Source organism: Coleofasciculus sp. H7-2, assembly GCF_042747725.1.
GTDB lineage: Bacteria > Cyanobacteriota > Cyanobacteriia > Cyanobacteriales > FACHB-T130 > FACHB-T130.
In genome coordinates this window covers 12,997-29,433 of record NZ_JBHZGO010000085.1, presented here as the reverse complement: position 1 = coordinate 29,433, position 16,437 = coordinate 12,997, and the positions used below count along the sequence as shown (strand labels likewise).

16 protein-coding genes are annotated in these 16,437 nt (G+C 47.0%); 14 read left to right on the top strand and 2 right to left on the bottom strand.

What is annotated here, in order from left to right:
* Window positions 1-132 precede the first annotated feature (132 nt).
* On the top strand, window positions 133-2,598 hold the full coding sequence (locus tag ACFW2W_RS16880) for a GAF domain-containing protein (protein ID WP_378180438.1): 2,466 nt from the start codon (window positions 133-135) through the stop codon (window positions 2,596-2,598).
* A 48-nt stretch (window positions 2,599-2,646) separates the two neighbouring features.
* Here ACFW2W_RS16880 and crtO read toward each other — a convergent pair whose 3' ends face one another.
* Entirely contained in the window at window positions 2,647-4,341 is a 1,695-nt protein-coding gene (crtO, locus tag ACFW2W_RS16875; protein WP_378180435.1) for a beta-carotene ketolase CrtO, read from the bottom strand.
* Between the two features lie 353 nt (window positions 4,342-4,694).
* Here crtO and ACFW2W_RS16870 point away from each other — a divergent pair, with 353 nt between their 5' ends.
* On the top strand, window positions 4,695-5,015 hold the full coding sequence (locus ACFW2W_RS16870; RefSeq protein ID WP_190411640.1) for an STAS domain-containing protein: 321 nt from the start codon (window positions 4,695-4,697) through the stop codon (window positions 5,013-5,015).
* Window positions 5,016-5,085: 70 nt separating this feature from the next.
* On the opposite strand, the gene ACFW2W_RS16865 is transcribed toward ACFW2W_RS16870, so the two are convergent.
* Window positions 5,086-6,225, bottom strand: coding sequence for a PP2C family protein-serine/threonine phosphatase (locus ACFW2W_RS16865; protein WP_378180431.1), 1,140 nt, complete (start codon window positions 6,223-6,225; stop codon window positions 5,086-5,088).
* 473 nt (window positions 6,226-6,698) lie between these two features.
* Here ACFW2W_RS16865 and ACFW2W_RS16860 point away from each other — a divergent pair, with 473 nt between their 5' ends.
* The 12 genes from ACFW2W_RS16860 to minE all read left to right on the top strand — a co-directional run bounded on the left by ACFW2W_RS16860 (window position 6,699) and on the right by minE (window position 16,332).
* A complete protein-coding gene (locus ACFW2W_RS16860) occupies window positions 6,699-7,133 on the top strand; it encodes an ATP-binding protein (RefSeq protein ID WP_378180428.1) in 435 nt (144 codons plus the stop codon).
* A 227-nt stretch (window positions 7,134-7,360) separates the two neighbouring features.
* Complete coding sequence (locus ACFW2W_RS16855) at window positions 7,361-7,486, top strand: hypothetical protein (RefSeq protein ID WP_378180426.1); 126 nt, start codon at window positions 7,361-7,363, stop codon at window positions 7,484-7,486.
* Between the two features lie 22 nt (window positions 7,487-7,508).
* Entirely contained in the window at window positions 7,509-9,722 is a 2,214-nt protein-coding gene (locus ACFW2W_RS16850; RefSeq protein WP_378180423.1) for a phosphoketolase, read from the top strand.
* 91 nt (window positions 9,723-9,813) lie between these two features.
* Window positions 9,814-10,056 carry a DNA-binding protein gene (locus ACFW2W_RS16845; protein WP_378180419.1) on the top strand — a complete coding sequence of 81 codons (243 nt, stop codon included), beginning with the start codon at window positions 9,814-9,816 and terminating at the stop codon, window positions 10,054-10,056.
* A 177-nt stretch (window positions 10,057-10,233) separates the two neighbouring features.
* The gene (locus tag ACFW2W_RS16840; protein WP_378180416.1) at window positions 10,234-10,452 is read left to right on the top strand and encodes a type II toxin-antitoxin system HicB family antitoxin; all 219 of its coding nucleotides are present in this window, start codon (window positions 10,234-10,236) and stop codon (window positions 10,450-10,452) included.
* The gene (locus tag ACFW2W_RS16835) at window positions 10,453-10,671 is read left to right on the top strand and encodes a type II toxin-antitoxin system HicA family toxin (protein ID WP_378180413.1); all 219 of its coding nucleotides are present in this window, start codon (window positions 10,453-10,455) and stop codon (window positions 10,669-10,671) included.
* Window positions 10,672-10,832: 161 nt separating this feature from the next.
* Complete coding sequence (locus tag ACFW2W_RS16830; protein ID WP_378180411.1) at window positions 10,833-11,327, top strand: Uma2 family endonuclease; 495 nt, start codon at window positions 10,833-10,835, stop codon at window positions 11,325-11,327.
* A gap of 371 nt (window positions 11,328-11,698) precedes the next feature.
* On the top strand, window positions 11,699-12,130 hold the full coding sequence (locus ACFW2W_RS16825) for a hypothetical protein (protein ID WP_378180408.1): 432 nt from the start codon (window positions 11,699-11,701) through the stop codon (window positions 12,128-12,130).
* Window positions 12,131-12,299: 169 nt separating this feature from the next.
* The gene (locus ACFW2W_RS16820) at window positions 12,300-13,616 is read left to right on the top strand and encodes a four-carbon acid sugar kinase family protein (protein WP_378180405.1); all 1,317 of its coding nucleotides are present in this window, start codon (window positions 12,300-12,302) and stop codon (window positions 13,614-13,616) included.
* A 502-nt stretch (window positions 13,617-14,118) separates the two neighbouring features.
* A complete protein-coding gene (minC, locus tag ACFW2W_RS16815) occupies window positions 14,119-14,919 on the top strand; it encodes a septum site-determining protein MinC (protein ID WP_378180402.1) in 801 nt (266 codons plus the stop codon).
* A 298-nt stretch (window positions 14,920-15,217) separates the two neighbouring features.
* Window positions 15,218-16,024 (top strand): septum site-determining protein MinD, encoded by an 807-nt coding sequence (gene minD, locus ACFW2W_RS16810; protein ID WP_378180400.1) that lies wholly within the window; start codon window positions 15,218-15,220, stop codon window positions 16,022-16,024.
* Between the two features lie 20 nt (window positions 16,025-16,044).
* Entirely contained in the window at window positions 16,045-16,332 is a 288-nt protein-coding gene (minE, locus tag ACFW2W_RS16805; RefSeq protein WP_378180398.1) for a cell division topological specificity factor MinE, read from the top strand.
* Window positions 16,333-16,437: the final 105 nt, after the last annotated feature.

Here is a 16,437-nt window from a genome sequence, read left to right as displayed (position 1 = left end):
GAAAATAAAATCTTTTGATCAATTGCTAAGAACTCCTTAATCTAAAGATAATTTCAGGCTGGCATCATTAGTTGCGAATGAAGGGAGTAATTAGCTGGATTCGGCATAACTTCTCAATGGAAGTGTCCAGCAGTGAAAAAGGAAATTTTCGAGCAGCAGATTGAGGCTACGCTACAACGCCTGAAAGAGTTTTGGCAACAAATTGAAGAATTTCCCACCCAGGACAAGCAACTGCTGGTGGAAAGTTTGGAAGCACACAACCAAACTCTACAAGAATTACAGATAGCCACAGAGGAACTGCACCAGCAAAATCAGGATCTAGCTGCCACCCGTCAAGTATTAGAAGCAGAGCGTCAGCGTTACCAGGAGTTGTTTGAAATGACTCCAGACGGATACCTGGTGACAGATCCAAATGGGGTAATTCTGGAGGCTAATCAGGTTGCAAGTAACTTACTGAAAGTTCCTCAGCAACACTTGGTAGGCAACTCATTGATTGTGTTTGTGTCTGGTGAGGCTCATCAAGAATTTTTAAGTCAGTTAAGTCAGTTACAAAGCGGTAACGAAACGAGGGGATGGAAAGTCTGGATTCAGCCTCGGCAGGGTATATCTTTTCCAGCCACTTTCAGGGTTGCTGCACTGCAGGACTCGCAGGGGCAGGTGGTGAGCCTGCGCTGGTTGCTACAAGAGATTACTCAGAGCAACCAGTACGAAGCTGAGCTTGTGGAAACCAACGAGCGACTCAAACAGGAGATCGCTAAGCGCCAGCGGGCTGAAAAAGCGCTGTGGCAACGGGCGGAAGGGGAATGGGCGATCCGGGTGATTACCGAACACATCCGCCAGTCACTCAATCTGGAGGAAATTCTCAACACGACGGTAGCAGAAATTCGACAAGTTCTAGAGAGCGATCGCGTACTCATTTACCGCATAGAGCCGAGTGGCGATGGCGTCGTGGTGGCTGAATCAGTGGATGCAGCTTGGCTCTCATTCTTAGGCACCACCGTACCCTCATCCCTGTTTAGAGAATGTATGCCCCTATATCGACAGGGGAACGCCAGAGTGATTGATGACATTCAACAAGCAGCATTTCCAGCAGATATCACTGAGTCTTTCCAGTCGTCGCAAGTCAAAGCCGCCTTAGGAGTGCCGATTATGCATGGCAATCGGTTTTGGGGGTTACTCGCGGCTCATCAATGTTCGGCACCGCGTCACTGGGAACCGTTGGAGATCGATCTGCTCAAGCAATTGGCAATCCAGCTATCTATTGGCATTCAGCAATCGGAACTGTATCGGCAAGTGCAGCAACTGAATACGAACCTGGAACGCCAGGTACGCGATCGCACTGCCCAATTGCAACAAGCGCTCGACTTTGAAGCGCTGCTCAAACGCATCACCGACGATGTCCGCGATCGCCTTGACGAAAACCAGATTTTGCAAATTGCCGTCTGGGAATTAGGCGTCGGGCTGAATATTGACGGCTGCGATACGGGTTTGTACGATGCCGACCATACCACGTCTACCATCAGGTACGAATACACCTTGGGAATCCCTTCCTCTCAAGGGCAGGTAGTGCAGATGGCAGACTTCCCAGAGGGTTATGCTCAGCTGCTGCAAGGTGAATATTTCCAATTTTGTCAACGGGTGTCCGATGGTCGAGGTGCGCTTACCAGATTCGCTTGCCCGATTGTTGACGATCAAGGGGTATTAGGAGATTTGTGGTTATTTAAGCCGCAGCAAGAAGCCTTCAGCGAGCTAGAAATTCGACTGGTGCAACAGGTAGCGAATCAGTGCGCGATCGCCCTTCGGCAAGCCCGACTTTATCAAGCAGCGCGATCGCAAGTCGAGGAACTGGAAAAACTCAATCGCCTCAAAGATGACTTTCTCCATACCGTTCCCCACGAGTTACGCACACCAGTATCTAACATGAAAATGGCGATTCAGATGTTGTCCATTAGCCTGAATCGAGACTATGCCTTATTTGCCGAACTGGGCAAGCCGAGAGAACAACAAAGCAAAGTCGCTCGCTACTTTCAGATTTTGCACAACGAGTGCGAACGAGAAATTCGCCTGATTGATGATCTCTTGGATTTGCAAAAACTTTATGCAGGCGCTCACCCTTTATTGCTAAGTGCGATTCAGCTACAGGAATGGCTGCCGCCTATTGTAGAACCTTTTCAAGAACGAGCCAAAAACCACCAGCAAACCTTGCTCCTTGACATCTCTTCCGACCTCCCTCGCTTCATCTGCGACCCCACGACGCTAGGGAGGATTGTGAGCGAGTTACTGGACAACGCCTGCAAGTACACCCCCGCATCAGAAAGAATCACGCTCAAAGTCCAGGGTAAGCCAGGGAGCGTTCAGTTTAGCGTCAGCAATTCCGGAGTGGAGATTCCGGAACGCGAACTCCCCCATATCTTTGACAAGTTCTACCGCATTCCCACTAATGACCCGTGGAAGCAAGGGGGAACGGGATTAGGGTTGACGATCGTGAAAAGATTAATCACTCATTTGAAAGGGACTCTTCGAGTTGAAAGTAAAGATCGTCAGACCTGTTTTACAGTTGAGTTGCCGAGCGATCGCTCAGCTCAAATTGTCTCCTAATCCTTCCAGTGGTAGTAACACGGCATTGCCGTGCTACTACATTTATCGCTAAAAGATTTTAAACACAGACTCAACCGTAGATTTAAGAGAATTTCCCGCATCCTTCAGCTTTTGGGCAATTGGCTGCTGAGTATGCAGGAACACACGAGCGCAGTTGCGTCCCGGCATCCCGGAAACAGAACCGCCTGGATGGGTACCCGCACCGCTGAGAAATAGCCCTTCAATCGGAGTTTTGTAGTTCGCCAATTCCGGCAATGGACGGAAAAAGACCATTTGGTCGAGAGTCATATCAACGTGGTAGTAGTTCCCTTTGTAAGCGCCCAAGCGATCGCCTAGTTCCGCTGGACTTTCAACAGCACGGGCGATAATAGAGTGCTTGAGATTTGGCGAATAATCGGCTAGCTTATCTAACACGCGGTCTGCGACTTTATTTTTCAGTTCATCCGTCCAACCAGTGCCATGCAAACCCGTACCCTCCGCACCAGCAATCTGATAAGGCGCGAAAAACTCAATCCAGAGCGTATGCTTGCCTTCCGGAGCCATCGACGGATCGAGCATCGTGGGTACGACCACATACATTGAGGGGTCGGCATCGGGAATATTGCCGATAGAAGCCTCGCTGTGAGCAATTTCCACATGGCGCACCGAGTCAGCAATCAGAACTGAGCCAATCAGATACTCATCCTGGTGGTTGTGGTGTTCAAAGCGCAAAGGCTCCGATAGGGCGCAATCAATCTTGAGAATCGTTTCGTTGTTGTTGACAATTCTGCGCTCTAAGCGCTCCCTTAAATTCGGGTCGGCTGAATCAACATCGCTCTGATCCATGTGGCGTAAGAACAAGCGCTTGGCATCAATGTTGGAGATCACGCCAGATTTAGCGCGGTATTCGGTGCCACCTGCCACCCGCACGCCCACCGCACGACCGTCATCGACTAATACTTTCTCAACCGTCTGGTCGCACAGGACGACACCGCCTATACTTTTCACCAATTTCAGCAAAGCTTCCACCAGTGCGCCGCTGCCACCTCTAGGTCGCGCCATACCTGGGTCGTGGCGCATCGCCATCATGATCGCACCCACTGAAATTGTTTTTTGGGACGGAGGTGCGCCGAGTTCTGAGGCAAGTCTAGCCAGGGGTGCTTTGAGAAACTCCGAATCAAACCACTCATTGAGGATATCTTCCGGGCTGGTGAGCATGGTGCGAATCAGATCCAACGTCTTATTTGGCCCACCCAAGACGGAGAATAAATCTTGAAGCTTTTTGAAGTCGTAGTTGCCAGCAATGTCAACAATAGATTTTGGCGGTGCATTGAACATCGGGATCATTGCACCAAGTAAGCGCTGCCAGTAGTTGGTGTACTCGGCATATTTTTCGGCATCTCTGGGGCTATAACGTGCAATCTCTGCACAAGTTTTTTCAACTGATTTGTGACCTAAAAAGTATTTGCCATCGGGATGAGGGCAAAAAACGACTGGGTCGCAATATAGATATTCCAAGCCATATTTAGTGAGTTCTAACTCTTCGACTACCGGCCCCAAGTGAATGAACTCGTGGTCAATCGAGCAGAGGTTGAACTTAAAACCCGGTGCCTCTTCAGGTAAGATTTCTTCTGTTGTTGCACCGCCGCCAGGAATGGAACGCTTTTCTAGTAACAGAACGCTATAGCCTGCTTTGAGGAGATATGCGGCACAGACAAGTCCGTTGTGACCGGCACCAATAATGACAACATCGTACTCTTGCATGGACAATACTCTCAGACCCGTGTATATACCCGATTTTAAGAAAGTTAAGAACTTTAAAGTGTCTATCACTCGAAGGATATCCTGCGTCCGCAGCAGCCAGCTCGATCGGGGAGGAAACGCCTCTAGGGCTGCTTGTGCAAGACGCAACGCCAGTAAGGTCAGGGCAAAGCATCCGCTCAGGGCATGGCGTCACCAGGAGGGGCGTAGGGCAAGCGGGCGGAATAGTGAGAGGTGGTGAGAGGCGCGATCGCTGATTTTCTTCATTAACAGCGGCTAAAGTCTAGCCCAAAGCAATTCTCGCAGTTATACTGGCTAGGTCTACATCGTCTTGGAACGGGTCAGCACTACAGAATATGAATCCTGTTGTCAAAATTGTTCAACCCTCTGGCATTTTAGACGGTATGAAGGCGACTCAGTTTCGTCAAGAAATTAGCGATATTGTTGAAAACGGAGGCAATATGGTGTTAATTGACTTTAAGGACGTTACCTTTATGGATAGTTCTGGGTTGGGGGCGCTAGTGCTTGCACTCAAAACTGTTCGCGCCGCCGGTGGTAAACTCTTTATTTGCTCGATTAATGAGCAAGTAAGAATGTTATTTGAACTTACCAGTATGGATCGCGTCTTTGAAATCTTTCCCAATCGAGAAGAATTTAATAACGCGATTAGTCAATAGCTAATGGCTAATCGCTAATGGCTAATCGTAATTCACAATTAGCACTTAGCAATTAGCACTTAGCGCTTGACTAATCAAAGTTGATTTGCAGCAACGACAAATCATCGTCAAAATAGTCTTTCGGGTTCATAACTTGAACAGAATTCACTATCTCGTCTAGATTGTTCTGAGTATTCCTCGGACACTCTGTAAGCAGATCGATGAACGCATCAAGACCCCAAATCGTGCCGTCCGGTTGGTTAATTTCATAGATTCCATCACTGAAAATGTAGAGAGTACTGGATTTTTCCACCTCGCAGCTACCATCCATAAATTCAGCATCAGGAAACATCCCAACCGGCAAACCTGGGGTTTTTAGACGTTTGACTTGGGTTACTAAATTCGAGGTTGCGGAGATTAATACTGCTGGTGGATGCCCAGCGCTGGCGTAAACTAGGGTGCGCTTAACTCGGTTATAGACCCCGTACCAGATGGTGAAATATTTATCATTTTTCTGAGTCATCTGGAACGTTTCATTCAACGCCTTGAGAACATCGCTAGGCTCATAGTAATTAATTTTGGGCAGGGCTTGGCTTTTGAGTAAGTTCATTACAGAAAGAGACGGTAAAGCAGCCCGCAATCCATGTCCAGCGACATCCAGCAGATAAATGGCTAAATGATCTGGATCTAGCCAGTAATAATCAAAGCCATCCCCTCCTAATTGGCGGGAAGGAACAAAGCGCGAATCGATGGTTACAGGAGGTGAGGTAAGCGGAGAAGGGAGGATGGAACACACATACTCGGCGGCTTCTGCTAATTCCGCCTCCAGCAGCAGTTTTTGGTGCTGCAAGTCGTGGCTGAGTTGATGCAACCTTAACCCTGCCCGCACTCGCGCCTTCATCTCATACATATCGATGGGCTTGCACAAAAAATCATCCGCCCCGGCATCCAGCCCTTTCACCCGATCTTCGACGGAACCCATCGATGTCAGCAAAATAAAGAAGGTCGTTGAAAGTTCTGGCGTTGCCTTGACCTGACGGCACACTTCCAGTCCGTTCATGCGCGGCATGATCCAATCGCAAATCACCAGTGCGGGTCGTAACTCTCGTGCTTGGGTCAAACCGGCTTCACCATCGCTGGCGACGGTTAACTCATAACCCTCGCTTTTTAGCGTTCTTTTCAGCAATAGCTGAATTGCAGGGTCATCATCAATAATCAGAACTTGAACCATGAGATAGAGGGACTACAGGTCGCTTAAGATGGAAGGCAGTTAAAACTAAAAGATGACACCTGAGGCAAGCGTGAAGATCGCTAAACTTCACCGAAAATATGAACAATCATAAACAAGTATAGTCATCGGTTGCTCGAAGTTCTCCAGACTTTCCACCCGTTACTGACTCGCATTATGATGATCAACATTGCTACTGCGATCAAAAATGCCCATGTAGATATTTTGAGATACGTCATCACCAAATCTAGCAAGTTCTACGCCCAAAGCCATCAATACTTCCAGTCTAGGCACTTCCGACTTCTGCACTCATGCCACGCATTCATGAGGCTAATGAGAAAGTGGCACGCCACCCAACTACAAGAAAATTCATGGCGATCGCAACGATTACCTATAGGCTAGACTGGATTCTCTCTGATTTGGGCTGGTGTTTAATACAAAGCTTCAGTGTCGTTGATTAAAAAGGCTTTGAACAGTTGAAACTCATCAAAAAAATCTCTGTACAAGTTTCCAGCGACCTCAAGGCGTTAGACGGTGTTTTGTCATGGTTTGAAGGTTTAAATCAACCTGATATTCCTAAAAAAGTTTGGCTACAGTGCCAATTAGCTCTGGCTGAAGGATTTACTAACGCGGTTCGTCATGCCCACAAAGGCAAAACTTCAGATGTTCCAATTGATATTGAAGTTAACTTGTTTTCGGAATGTTTAGAAATCCGAATTTGGGATCAAGGACCGCCCTTTGATTTAGAAGCCCGCCTCAAAAAACCAGAGGAGATCAGTAAGAATGCCACGGGGGGGCGGGGTATAGCCATTTTACAAAAAATTGCCGACTATTTGAGTTATACCCGCACTGACAATCGGAATTGTCTGTTAGTTGTGAAACATTATTCTAGTTTGTTAGCGTCAGATTGAATTTTTGAGAAAGATAAGTAGAAGTTTAATTTTTCATAAGATTTTAATCTTCAGAACTGGAGGAAGAAAAGAAATTTATAGACCTAGAAGGCTGTAGGATCGAGGGTTAAGAGGCTAGGAGTTGGCTGAAGCACGGACTTCTTAGCGTCTCAAGTCCAACGTCTTCAGGAAAACGGTTTTTGGGTTGATGAGCGCCTACCTGCTGAAATAACCATACAACACGAGCAATGAGATGGGTGCGAGTAGCGATCGCGCTTGGCTGGCGGATGCCGATCCTAGCACTGCTGACACGCCCTAGCCTACCCTACGGGAAGCCAACGCCATTTTACGTTTTTAGCTTCTCGCGCAGTTAATTTACAAGAGGAATCTGAGATTATGACCGCACCGACTCAAGAGGCGATGTTAGCGACGCCTGCTTTTGGCGATGGAATTCAATATTTTGGCGAGAATTTGCCAGGATTTGAGACGGCTGGAAAATCTCCTGCCATAGAAGAGGGTAAGCCAAGCATTGCATCTCCCACCGATCCGGCTGCTGTATTCCAAACTTTACTTTATGCCGACGCTTTGCGGTACCTTACCCTGCAAGTTACAGCCTCTAAAGCATCCGGACACCCCGGCGGTTTTGCTTCTCAAGCGGAAGCTTATGCCTCTTTGGTCATGCTCGGTTACAAGAATATCATTACCGAAGTCGGGCATCACGCTCCCGGATTTTATAGTGCCATGTTCTTGGATCGGTCGCTAGAGGACATGGGAATAACTACCGTGCAGCAATTGCGCGATCGCTACCGGGAAAAGCACGGACTCTTAGGACACCTCTCCGGCTACATTCCTGGCATTCTCGCACCCGCTGGTCCCTTGGGGCAAGGGCAACACTTCGCAATGGCAGCAGCACTCCTGCACCGCGACAAACTCTTCCCCTTCACCATCGGCGACGGAGGCTTAGGCGAACCCTACATTATGAGTGGGATGGGACACTTCCACACTGCCTATCCCGAAGTCACGAATTTCTTGCCGGTGCTGGTTTGGAACGGCTACAGCCAGGAACACCATAGCATGGTTTCCACCAAGTCCAACGAGCAGATGATTGGTTACTGGCGTGGCAATGGGTTTGAAGAAGTTATCTTAATTAACGCCAAAGACTTCGACGATCAAAACCAGCCAGGAGATTACGTTGATAGCACAGCCTTTTCCTTTGATAAGCGGCTGGAATTCACCAAAGCGGTGCTACTGGCAGCAGATAAAGCAGCCAAATCTGCACTCGGCGGCAAACTCACCGTACTGATTATTAAACAGCTCAAGGGTGCTGGTGTCCACGCCAAAGGTGCAAAATCCCACAACCTCTATCCCAAAGACACCCTGGATAGTCCCCACATCTCCAACGCCTTGAAAGCACGCGCCTTATCATCTGCGGCGTGGGAATTGGTGCGGACGAATTGCGAACGCGCCGGTGGTGGTCCTGCTTCTAAGACCGTTGTGACAGAATTTGAGTTACCGTTGCCAGACTTGGGTGAATTGCCCTTGGAAGAATATTCTGTGGGTGGCGAGGCAAAGGTGTCAACGACAGCGATGGGGCGTTTGGTAGGGAAAGTCGGAGAGAGCGATCGCGCCTTCATTGTAACTAACGCTGACGGCAACGAAGCCTCTGGGATTGCTAATATTAACCAAGTCCTAAAGATTATCCACCCCACAGTGGACGATCTCTACAATCAAACACCAAATGGACAAGTTTACGAACCCTTAAGCGAAGATGCTTGTGCAGGGTTAGCTGTTGGATTGGCGTTGATGGGTGCTAGAACTCTCTGGTGTTCCTACGAATCCTTTGCCATCAACGGCTTACCGATTTGGCAAACGGTAACGCAAGCGATGGCAGAATTGCGCCGTCCCACTCCCTCTACGATTACCTTATACACTGCTGGAGCATTGGAACAAGGGCGTAACGGTTGGACGCACCAACGTCCCGAAATCGAAGCTTATTTCGCCGCCATGATGCGGAATGGCAACGTTTTCCCCCTGTTCCCCCCCGATGCCAATAGTATCCAAGTTTGCTATGACTGGGCGCTGACAACGAAAAATAAGGGAATTGTCATTACTGCCAGCAAATCGCCGCTACCGATTCGCACCACTTTTGAGCAAACTCGCCAAGGGTTGCGCGACGGTGCCATCGTGCTGCATGAAATCCCCGGTGACAAGATGGTGGTGTTTGCCGTCATTGGAGATATGACGCTGATGCCAGTCTTTGAAGCCGCAACATACCTGGAAACTGAAGAGATTGGCGTGCGAATAGTTTCTGTTGTCAACCCACGTCGCTTGTACCGTCCTCACGATGTCTCCTGGGATACCTGTTCCGAATCTGACGGCGGCTTCTTGGACGATGCTGGCTTTGCCAAACTATTTAATGGTGATGCTTTAGTTGGTGTTACAGGTGGCGCTTCTGGGATGCTGGAACCCATCATGCTACGGAGTAACTGCAAGCGCGATACCTTCGCCTGGAAGCGTGGAGAAACCACAGCGAGTGCTGGTGAATTGATGGCATTTAATGGTTTGACTGCTGAGGCGTTGACGAAACGCGCGATTGAGTTAGTGCATTAAGCTGGAAGTGATGCCCCTGCCTATGTTTTACCAGTAGGCGGGGGTGCATATCAGTTTTCACAACCAGAACATAACGAGGTAAGAAAATGTCTTGTCTGTACAGGAAAAGATTCAGCTAAGTTTAGATGTGTCAACCGAACTTTATCAAACTTTGGAAACGCTGGCTCAAAAGATAAGTGGAAACAAAAAAGACAAAGCTGTAGCTAATGTACTTCTTAAGGCGATTACTTTAATGGAGATAGCAGTAAAGGCTGAGGAAGAGAGTAAGAGTATCTGGATTGCCGATAAAGATGAAAAGCTAGATACTAAGATTGTTGGTATTTCACCGCAATAAACTGCAACTACCAACCCACGCTAGCAACCTGAATTTGAGCGACAGCAGAAAGCGGAAACTAACAAACACAAGTTAGAAGAAGCTATAAAGATGCGTGAAGACAATGGATTGAAAAAGAGCGATCGCCTGTGATAAATTGAGAAAATATTTTTTCTAAAAACAACAATAAATAGAACTATGAAATTTCGAGTTATTTTTACATTCGATCCAGAATATCAAGGTTACGTTGCAGAGGTTCCTGAGCTTCTTGGATGTGTAAGCCAAGGTAAAACGTTGGACGAAGCAATTGAAAATATTAAAGATGCCATCAGAGGCTATCTTCACGTCCAAGCCAAGCATGGCAAGCCTTATGTAGCCAAGGAAACTCAATCCTTTATCGGAGAAGTTGTCGTATAAATGGGACGTTTATCAAATATCTCCGGTAGAGAAGCTGTCAAGATTTTTGAAAAATTTGGCTATGTATTAGATCATCAAACTGGAAGCCACATGATATTGTGGCACGAATTAAGACCAACTTTATCAGTCCCAAACCATCGGGAATTAGCACCAGGATTACTTAGAAGCTTGATTCGACAGGCAGGGATTACAGTCGATGAATTCTTTGCTAACAGATGAGAAGCTAAAAATAAGAAAATTTAGGAACTGTTTTGCTGTTTTTCATTGAGGCGATCGCTATCATCATTCACCTAGTTCAGATGCCCGAAAGAAAGGATCTGGGAAAGAGCGATCGCATTTTTTAGCGCTAGACTTATTGTATACAATTGCGACAATTACTTATGAAGTGGCAAGAAGTTTGCGAAAACAAGTATCTTCAAAATTTACCATTTAAAGTCGAATTAAATAAATGGGGACAAATTGTCATGAGTCCTGCTAAGCCTAAGCATAATATTTATCAGGGAATTATTCAAAATCTATTGAATTCATTGATTGAAACAGGACTAGCGTTTCCAGAACTAGCAATTCAAACAACTAATGGAGTTAAAGTTGCTGATGTAGTTTGGGCTTCAGATGCGAAACTAAGTATTATAGAAGATGAAGATGTTGCCTCTATTGCTCCTGAGATTTGTATAGAAGTCAAATCTGCTAGCAATACTATAGAAGAAATGCTAGAAAAAAAAGGTTTGTACTTTGGTGCAGGTGCCCAAGAAGTTTGGGTTTGCGATGCTAAAGGTAAAATGAGCTTTTATAATCAGCAAGGAGAATTAAGCAAATCTTTGCTAGTGCCAGATTTTCCAGGGGAGATTAAACGGAGGAATCAGCCTGCTAGTTAAGCCTGCTAGTTAAAATATTTATTTAAATTAAGCTAAGTTCGCTATCCGTAAATTTACCGCTATTTTAGGCGATCGCTTTCAGCAAAACCTCTCTTAAAGTATCATAATTAGACAGTTAGATATTACAGGAGCATCCAGCTGTGCAGCCAGATTTGCAGGGCTTGGAAATTACGAAGGGAGAATTGAAACATTTGAGTGGAGTGGATACAGATGAAGTATTCCGACCCTCAGTCTTACGATCAGAAACTAGATTTAGTTTTATACTTCAGGAAATATTACTATCTCTTGCTTTGACTCCAATTTTAGTGGGGTTTATTTATACGTTTATTATTCTTCCAACACTTGGTTACTCAATTCTTCTGCTGATATTATTGCTAATTTTAGTACCCCTTTGTGTGGGATTTGGGCGCTGGTTTTGGCGAACGAGAAACAAACTGGCTGCTTTAGGCGGTTTGCTGGATGATGTGGATAGATATAATGCGGTCATTCAAGCAATAAATATTAATCAGCAGCTAGAAGCAGCCAGGTCTAACAAGATAGATTTAACTGATAGAGAAAAATTAGTTGAAGCCCTAAAAATTGCTAGAGATGATTTGGTTCATGCTTTGAGGGTAGAAAGGATTATGCGGGAAAATCAGAAGATTATTGCCACAAATCCAGAACTTTTTGCCACCAATTTGCAGGCGTTGCAAGCGTTGCAAGTCAGTAGTCAAGCGAGTGAGTATGGGCGTCTCCTGAATGAAGCGTTGCAGATTGGCGTCAGCGTACAGGAAGAGATGAGAAAATTACAGAATCAACGTTAAAACCAATATACCTGGCGAATAGAATTCGCGGCTACACAAACAAAGTCCGCGGGCGCGGGCTAAACAAATTAGATTGAAAACCTGCTCCTACACTTTACTTAAGGGTAAACTATGGCAGGTTTAGTTTGTATAGCCGCCGCTTCTCGCCAGGGTTCGCTAGAGATTTAGCATGACAACCAAACCAAAAATTATTGTCCTTGATGATGACCCTACTGGTTCTCAGACGGTTCACGGCTGCCTGCTGCTGACGCGCTGGGATGTAGATACCTTGCGGTTGGGCTTAGCAGATGAATCACCGATTTTCTTTGTGCTGACGAATACCAGGGCGCTGACTCCAGAGGAAGCGGCAAAGGTTACTAGAGAAGCTTGTCATAACTTGAAGGAAGCCATTAGCCAATCAAACATCCATGATTTTCTAATTGTCAGTCGTTCTGACTCCACCCTGCGCGGACATTACCCAGTCGAAACCGATGTTATTGCAGAAGAATTGGGTTCCTTTGATGCCCATTTTCTGGTTCCTGCCTTCTTCGAGGGGGGACGAGTGACCCGCGATAGCGTACATTATCTGATAATTGACGGCGTTCCTACACCCGTTCATGAAACTGAGTTTGCCCGCGATTCTGTTTTTGGCTACAAGCATAGTTATTTGCCTGATTATGTGGAAGAGAAGACAAAAGGTAAAATTCCCGCTAACAAGGTAGAACGATTTTTACTGGCAGATATTCGCGCTGGGAGTTTGCAACGCCTGATGAATTTCACTGGCAATCAGTGCGGCGTCGTAGATGGGGAAATTCAGGCAGATTTAAACCGTTTTGCAGAGGATATTCTAGCAGCAGCAAGTCAGGGAAAACGCTTCCTATTTCGCAGTGCTGCCAGTATCTTAACTGCCTTAGCTGCTTTACCTCCGCAACCCGTAGCGGCAGACGATATGGCGCAATATGTGCGGGAAGGCAAACCCGGTGCAGTGATTGTCGGTTCTCATGTCAAAAAGACGACACAACAGCTAGAACAACTGCTAAAAGAACCGGGTACGGTTGGCATTGAAGTAGAGATTGAACGTTTACTCGATGATTCTGTGACTGCGTTAGAAAGTCTCCTGAATGAAACTCTAGAAAAGGTTCATGCAGCGCACAATTCGGGGAAAACGCCCGTAGTTTACACTAGCCGCAAAGAACTTACTTTTAAGGATGTGCAAACGCGGTTACTGTTTGGGGAAGATGTTTCTGCATTATTGATGGATATCGTACTGGGTTTACCTGCAAATATTGGGTTTCTCATCAGCAAAGGCGGCATTACTTCTAATGATGTGTTGAGTACAGGTTTGGCGTTAACCTCAGCGCGGTTATTAGGTCAAATTTTGCCCGGATGTTCGATGGTACGGACTCCAGACAATCATCCTCAGTTTCCAAATTTGCCTGTTGTTCTGTTTCCCGGCAATGTAGGAGATGCGGATGGGTTAGCCACAGTTTATCGGCGTCTAAGTTAGTAGCGTTGGGTTAGTAGCGTTGGAAAAAGTGCTGGTTGCAACCAATATTCGGTTAGCGCTGTAATCCTTGGAGATCCCCCTTAAAAGCTACCGTGTACACACAAGTTTCTTGAACTTGCCAGTCCCGTTTTGATCCCCCCTACCCCCCTTAAAAAGGGGGGAAATCAAGTCAAAGTCCCCCTTTTTAAGAGGGAAATCAAGTTAAAATCCCCCTTTTTAAGAGGGAAATCAAGTCAAAGTCCCCCAATTTATCGGGGGATGCAAGGGGGATCAATCAATGTTTTGCCACTTAACTAAAGATGTGTGTACGCGGTAGCCTTAAAAAGGGGATAAGAGCAAAAAAAGGTTTTAGCCTTGCAATTCATCGCGAGGTTAGGAGGATTTGAGGGATCTGTTGACTCCAGAATCTGGGCACTCCTTGTGGGTACCCCTACAAACTTCGATTGCCGCTTGCCTATATCATGGATAATTAGTCAATCCGCCCAGGTCAGGCTTTTCGTCCATGACTTCTGATTCGTCCGTTCCAATAGCTGTTTCAGTTGTTCCCGAAAATACAGGGGAAGTAAATTGCCACGAACAAGTCCGCATCAAAAGCGACCAGAGGTGGCTGACATTAATTTTGCCCCCAGAAGCGGAGACACCCGCCACGGCTAGCTGGTCTGACCTTTGGCAACAGCTGAAGCAGCGCCTGAATGCCGGTGAACGCTTCTGGCAGCCGAATACAGAGGTGCATTTGGTGGCAAAAGATCGCCTGTTAGATGGACGCCAGCTACAAGCGATCGCAGATGCCCTTGCCGAAGATCGGCTACAACTGGTGCGTGTCTACACCAGTCGCCGTCAAACCGCTGTTGCTGCCGCCGCTGCCGGTTACTCGGTGGAACAGGCACCCCCGGTTTCTCCCCTCAATCAAAAGCCTTCACCGCCAACGACTTTATTAGCAGAACCCCTATATCTGCAAACGACTGTGCGTTCGGGAGTGGAAATTCGTCATCCCGGTACTGTGATTATCCTGGGAGAAGTGAATCCGGGCGGCAGCATTATCGCATCGGGCGATATCTTAGTGTGGGGGCGTCTGCGCGGGATTGCTCATGCTGGTGCCGAGGGCAATCAAGAGTGTTTAATTATGGCGCTACAGATGGAACCAACCCAACTGCGAATCGCCGATTATCTGGCGAGGGCACCGGAAAATCCACCCGCTCAATTCTATCCGGAGGTTGCCTACGTAACGCCGGAAGGGATTCGGATCGCTAGAACGACTGATTTTTCTAAAACCCAGTCTTTATCGATGGGGGTTGGACGTTAAAGAGGCAATAAGCGGGGAGTGATAAGTTCTGTAGGGGTTGTAGGGATGGTATCTTCTCTGTGTTTGCCCTGAGTTTTGCGCTAGTTTTAAGTTAAGGAGTTATTATTTTTGAGGAGTAAGTATATACTGAACTCAAAACTCAAAAAATCAAAAATAATTGATTGACCTAATTTAAAATGCCAGAATCAAAACTCTCTCAAGGGCGAATTTACTAGGCATAGCTGTGGGAGAATAGACAATTCGATTAAACTCGCCCCTATACATTCACGCACTAAAACGAAGCTAAGAACTTTTCAACATGAGTCGCATTATTGTGATTTCCTCCGGCAAAGGAGGGGTGGGAAAAACCACCGTAACGGCAAATTTAGGCATGGCTTTAGCTAGGGCGGGGCGTCAAGTTGCTCTAGTCGATGCGGATTTTGGCTTGAGAAATTTGGATTTGCTGCTGGGGCTAGAAAATCGGATTGTCTACACGGCGGTTGAAGTCCTGGCAGGCGAATGTCGCTTAGATCAAGCGTTGGTGAAAGATAAGCGGCAGCCGGGACTGGTGTTATTACCCGCTGCCCAAACCCGAACCAAGGAGTCAATCACCCCAGATCAGATGAAACAGCTGGTTAATGAATTAGCTGCCAAGTACGAATACGTCTTGATTGACAGTCCAGCGGGGATTGAGACGGGCTTCAAGAATGCGATCGCTGCCGCCCAGGAAGCCTTGATTGTGACAACGCCAGAAATTGCCGCCGTGCGCGATGCTGACCGGGTTGTAGGCTTACTGGAAGCACAAAACATTAAGCGTGCCCACCTGATCGTCAACCGCATTCGACCGGCAATGGTGCAAGCCAATGACATGATGTCGGTAGAAGATGTGCAGGAACTTCTCGCCATTCCCTTAATTGGTGTGATTCCTGACGATGAGCGGGTGATTGTCTCCACCAACCGGGGCGAACCTCTGGTACTGGCTGAAAATCCCACCCTACCGGGAACGGCATTTTACAACATTGCTCGCCGCCTAGAAGGGGAGCCGATTGAGTTTCTTGATTTGGATGCTGGTAATGACAACTTCTTTTCTCGCATCCGAAAATTATTGTGGTCTAAGATTATCTAACCTTCACATCTGCCCGATCCATGATTAGCGAACTTTTAGAACGACTTTTTCCTCGCATTAGTGCTGACAACAGCCGCGCGGAAGTCAAGCGCCGCCTGCAATTGGTAATTGCCCACGATCGGGCTGACCTAACGCCAGAGATGGTAGAGTCAATGCGGAAGGAAATCCTGGAAGTCGTCTCTCGCTATGTCGAAATTGAGGTGGAGGGGTTGGAGTTTTCTTTAGAAAGTAACCAACGGGCAACGGCATTGATTGCCAATTTGCCCATCCGGCGGGTCAAAGCAGACGCGGAGGCTGCGGATACATAGTAGCGATCGCACCCATCCTATCAAAGCCATCACCAAATTTTTAATCCTATTTTTATTTCTTAAAACTAAAATAAATCGGGTTCTGCTCTCAGGCTTTTATGCTCT

Coding starts and splice junctions, on each gene's coding strand:
- crtO (WP_378180435.1), bottom strand. CDS start 4,341: ATGCAAGAGTACGATGTTGTCATTATTGGTGCCGGTCACAACGGACTT.
- ACFW2W_RS16870 (WP_190411640.1), top strand. CDS start 4,695: ATGAATCCTGTTGTCAAAATTGTTCAACCCTCTGGCATTTTAGACGGT.
- ACFW2W_RS16865 (WP_378180431.1), bottom strand. CDS start 6,225: ATGGTTCAAGTTCTGATTATTGATGATGACCCTGCAATTCAGCTATTG.
- ACFW2W_RS16855 (WP_378180426.1), top strand. CDS start 7,361: ATGAGATGGGTGCGAGTAGCGATCGCGCTTGGCTGGCGGATGCCGATC.
- ACFW2W_RS16850 (WP_378180423.1), top strand. CDS start 7,509: ATGACCGCACCGACTCAAGAGGCGATGTTAGCGACGCCTGCTTTTGGC.
- ACFW2W_RS16840 (WP_378180416.1), top strand. CDS start 10,234: ATGAAATTTCGAGTTATTTTTACATTCGATCCAGAATATCAAGGTTAC.
- ACFW2W_RS16835 (WP_378180413.1), top strand. CDS start 10,453: ATGGGACGTTTATCAAATATCTCCGGTAGAGAAGCTGTCAAGATTTTT.
- ACFW2W_RS16830 (WP_378180411.1), top strand. CDS start 10,833: ATGAAGTGGCAAGAAGTTTGCGAAAACAAGTATCTTCAAAATTTACCA.
- ACFW2W_RS16820 (WP_378180405.1), top strand. CDS start 12,300: ATGACAACCAAACCAAAAATTATTGTCCTTGATGATGACCCTACTGGT.
- minC (WP_378180402.1), top strand. CDS start 14,119: ATGACTTCTGATTCGTCCGTTCCAATAGCTGTTTCAGTTGTTCCCGAA.
- minD (WP_378180400.1), top strand. CDS start 15,218: ATGAGTCGCATTATTGTGATTTCCTCCGGCAAAGGAGGGGTGGGAAAA.
- minE (WP_378180398.1), top strand. CDS start 16,045: ATGATTAGCGAACTTTTAGAACGACTTTTTCCTCGCATTAGTGCTGAC.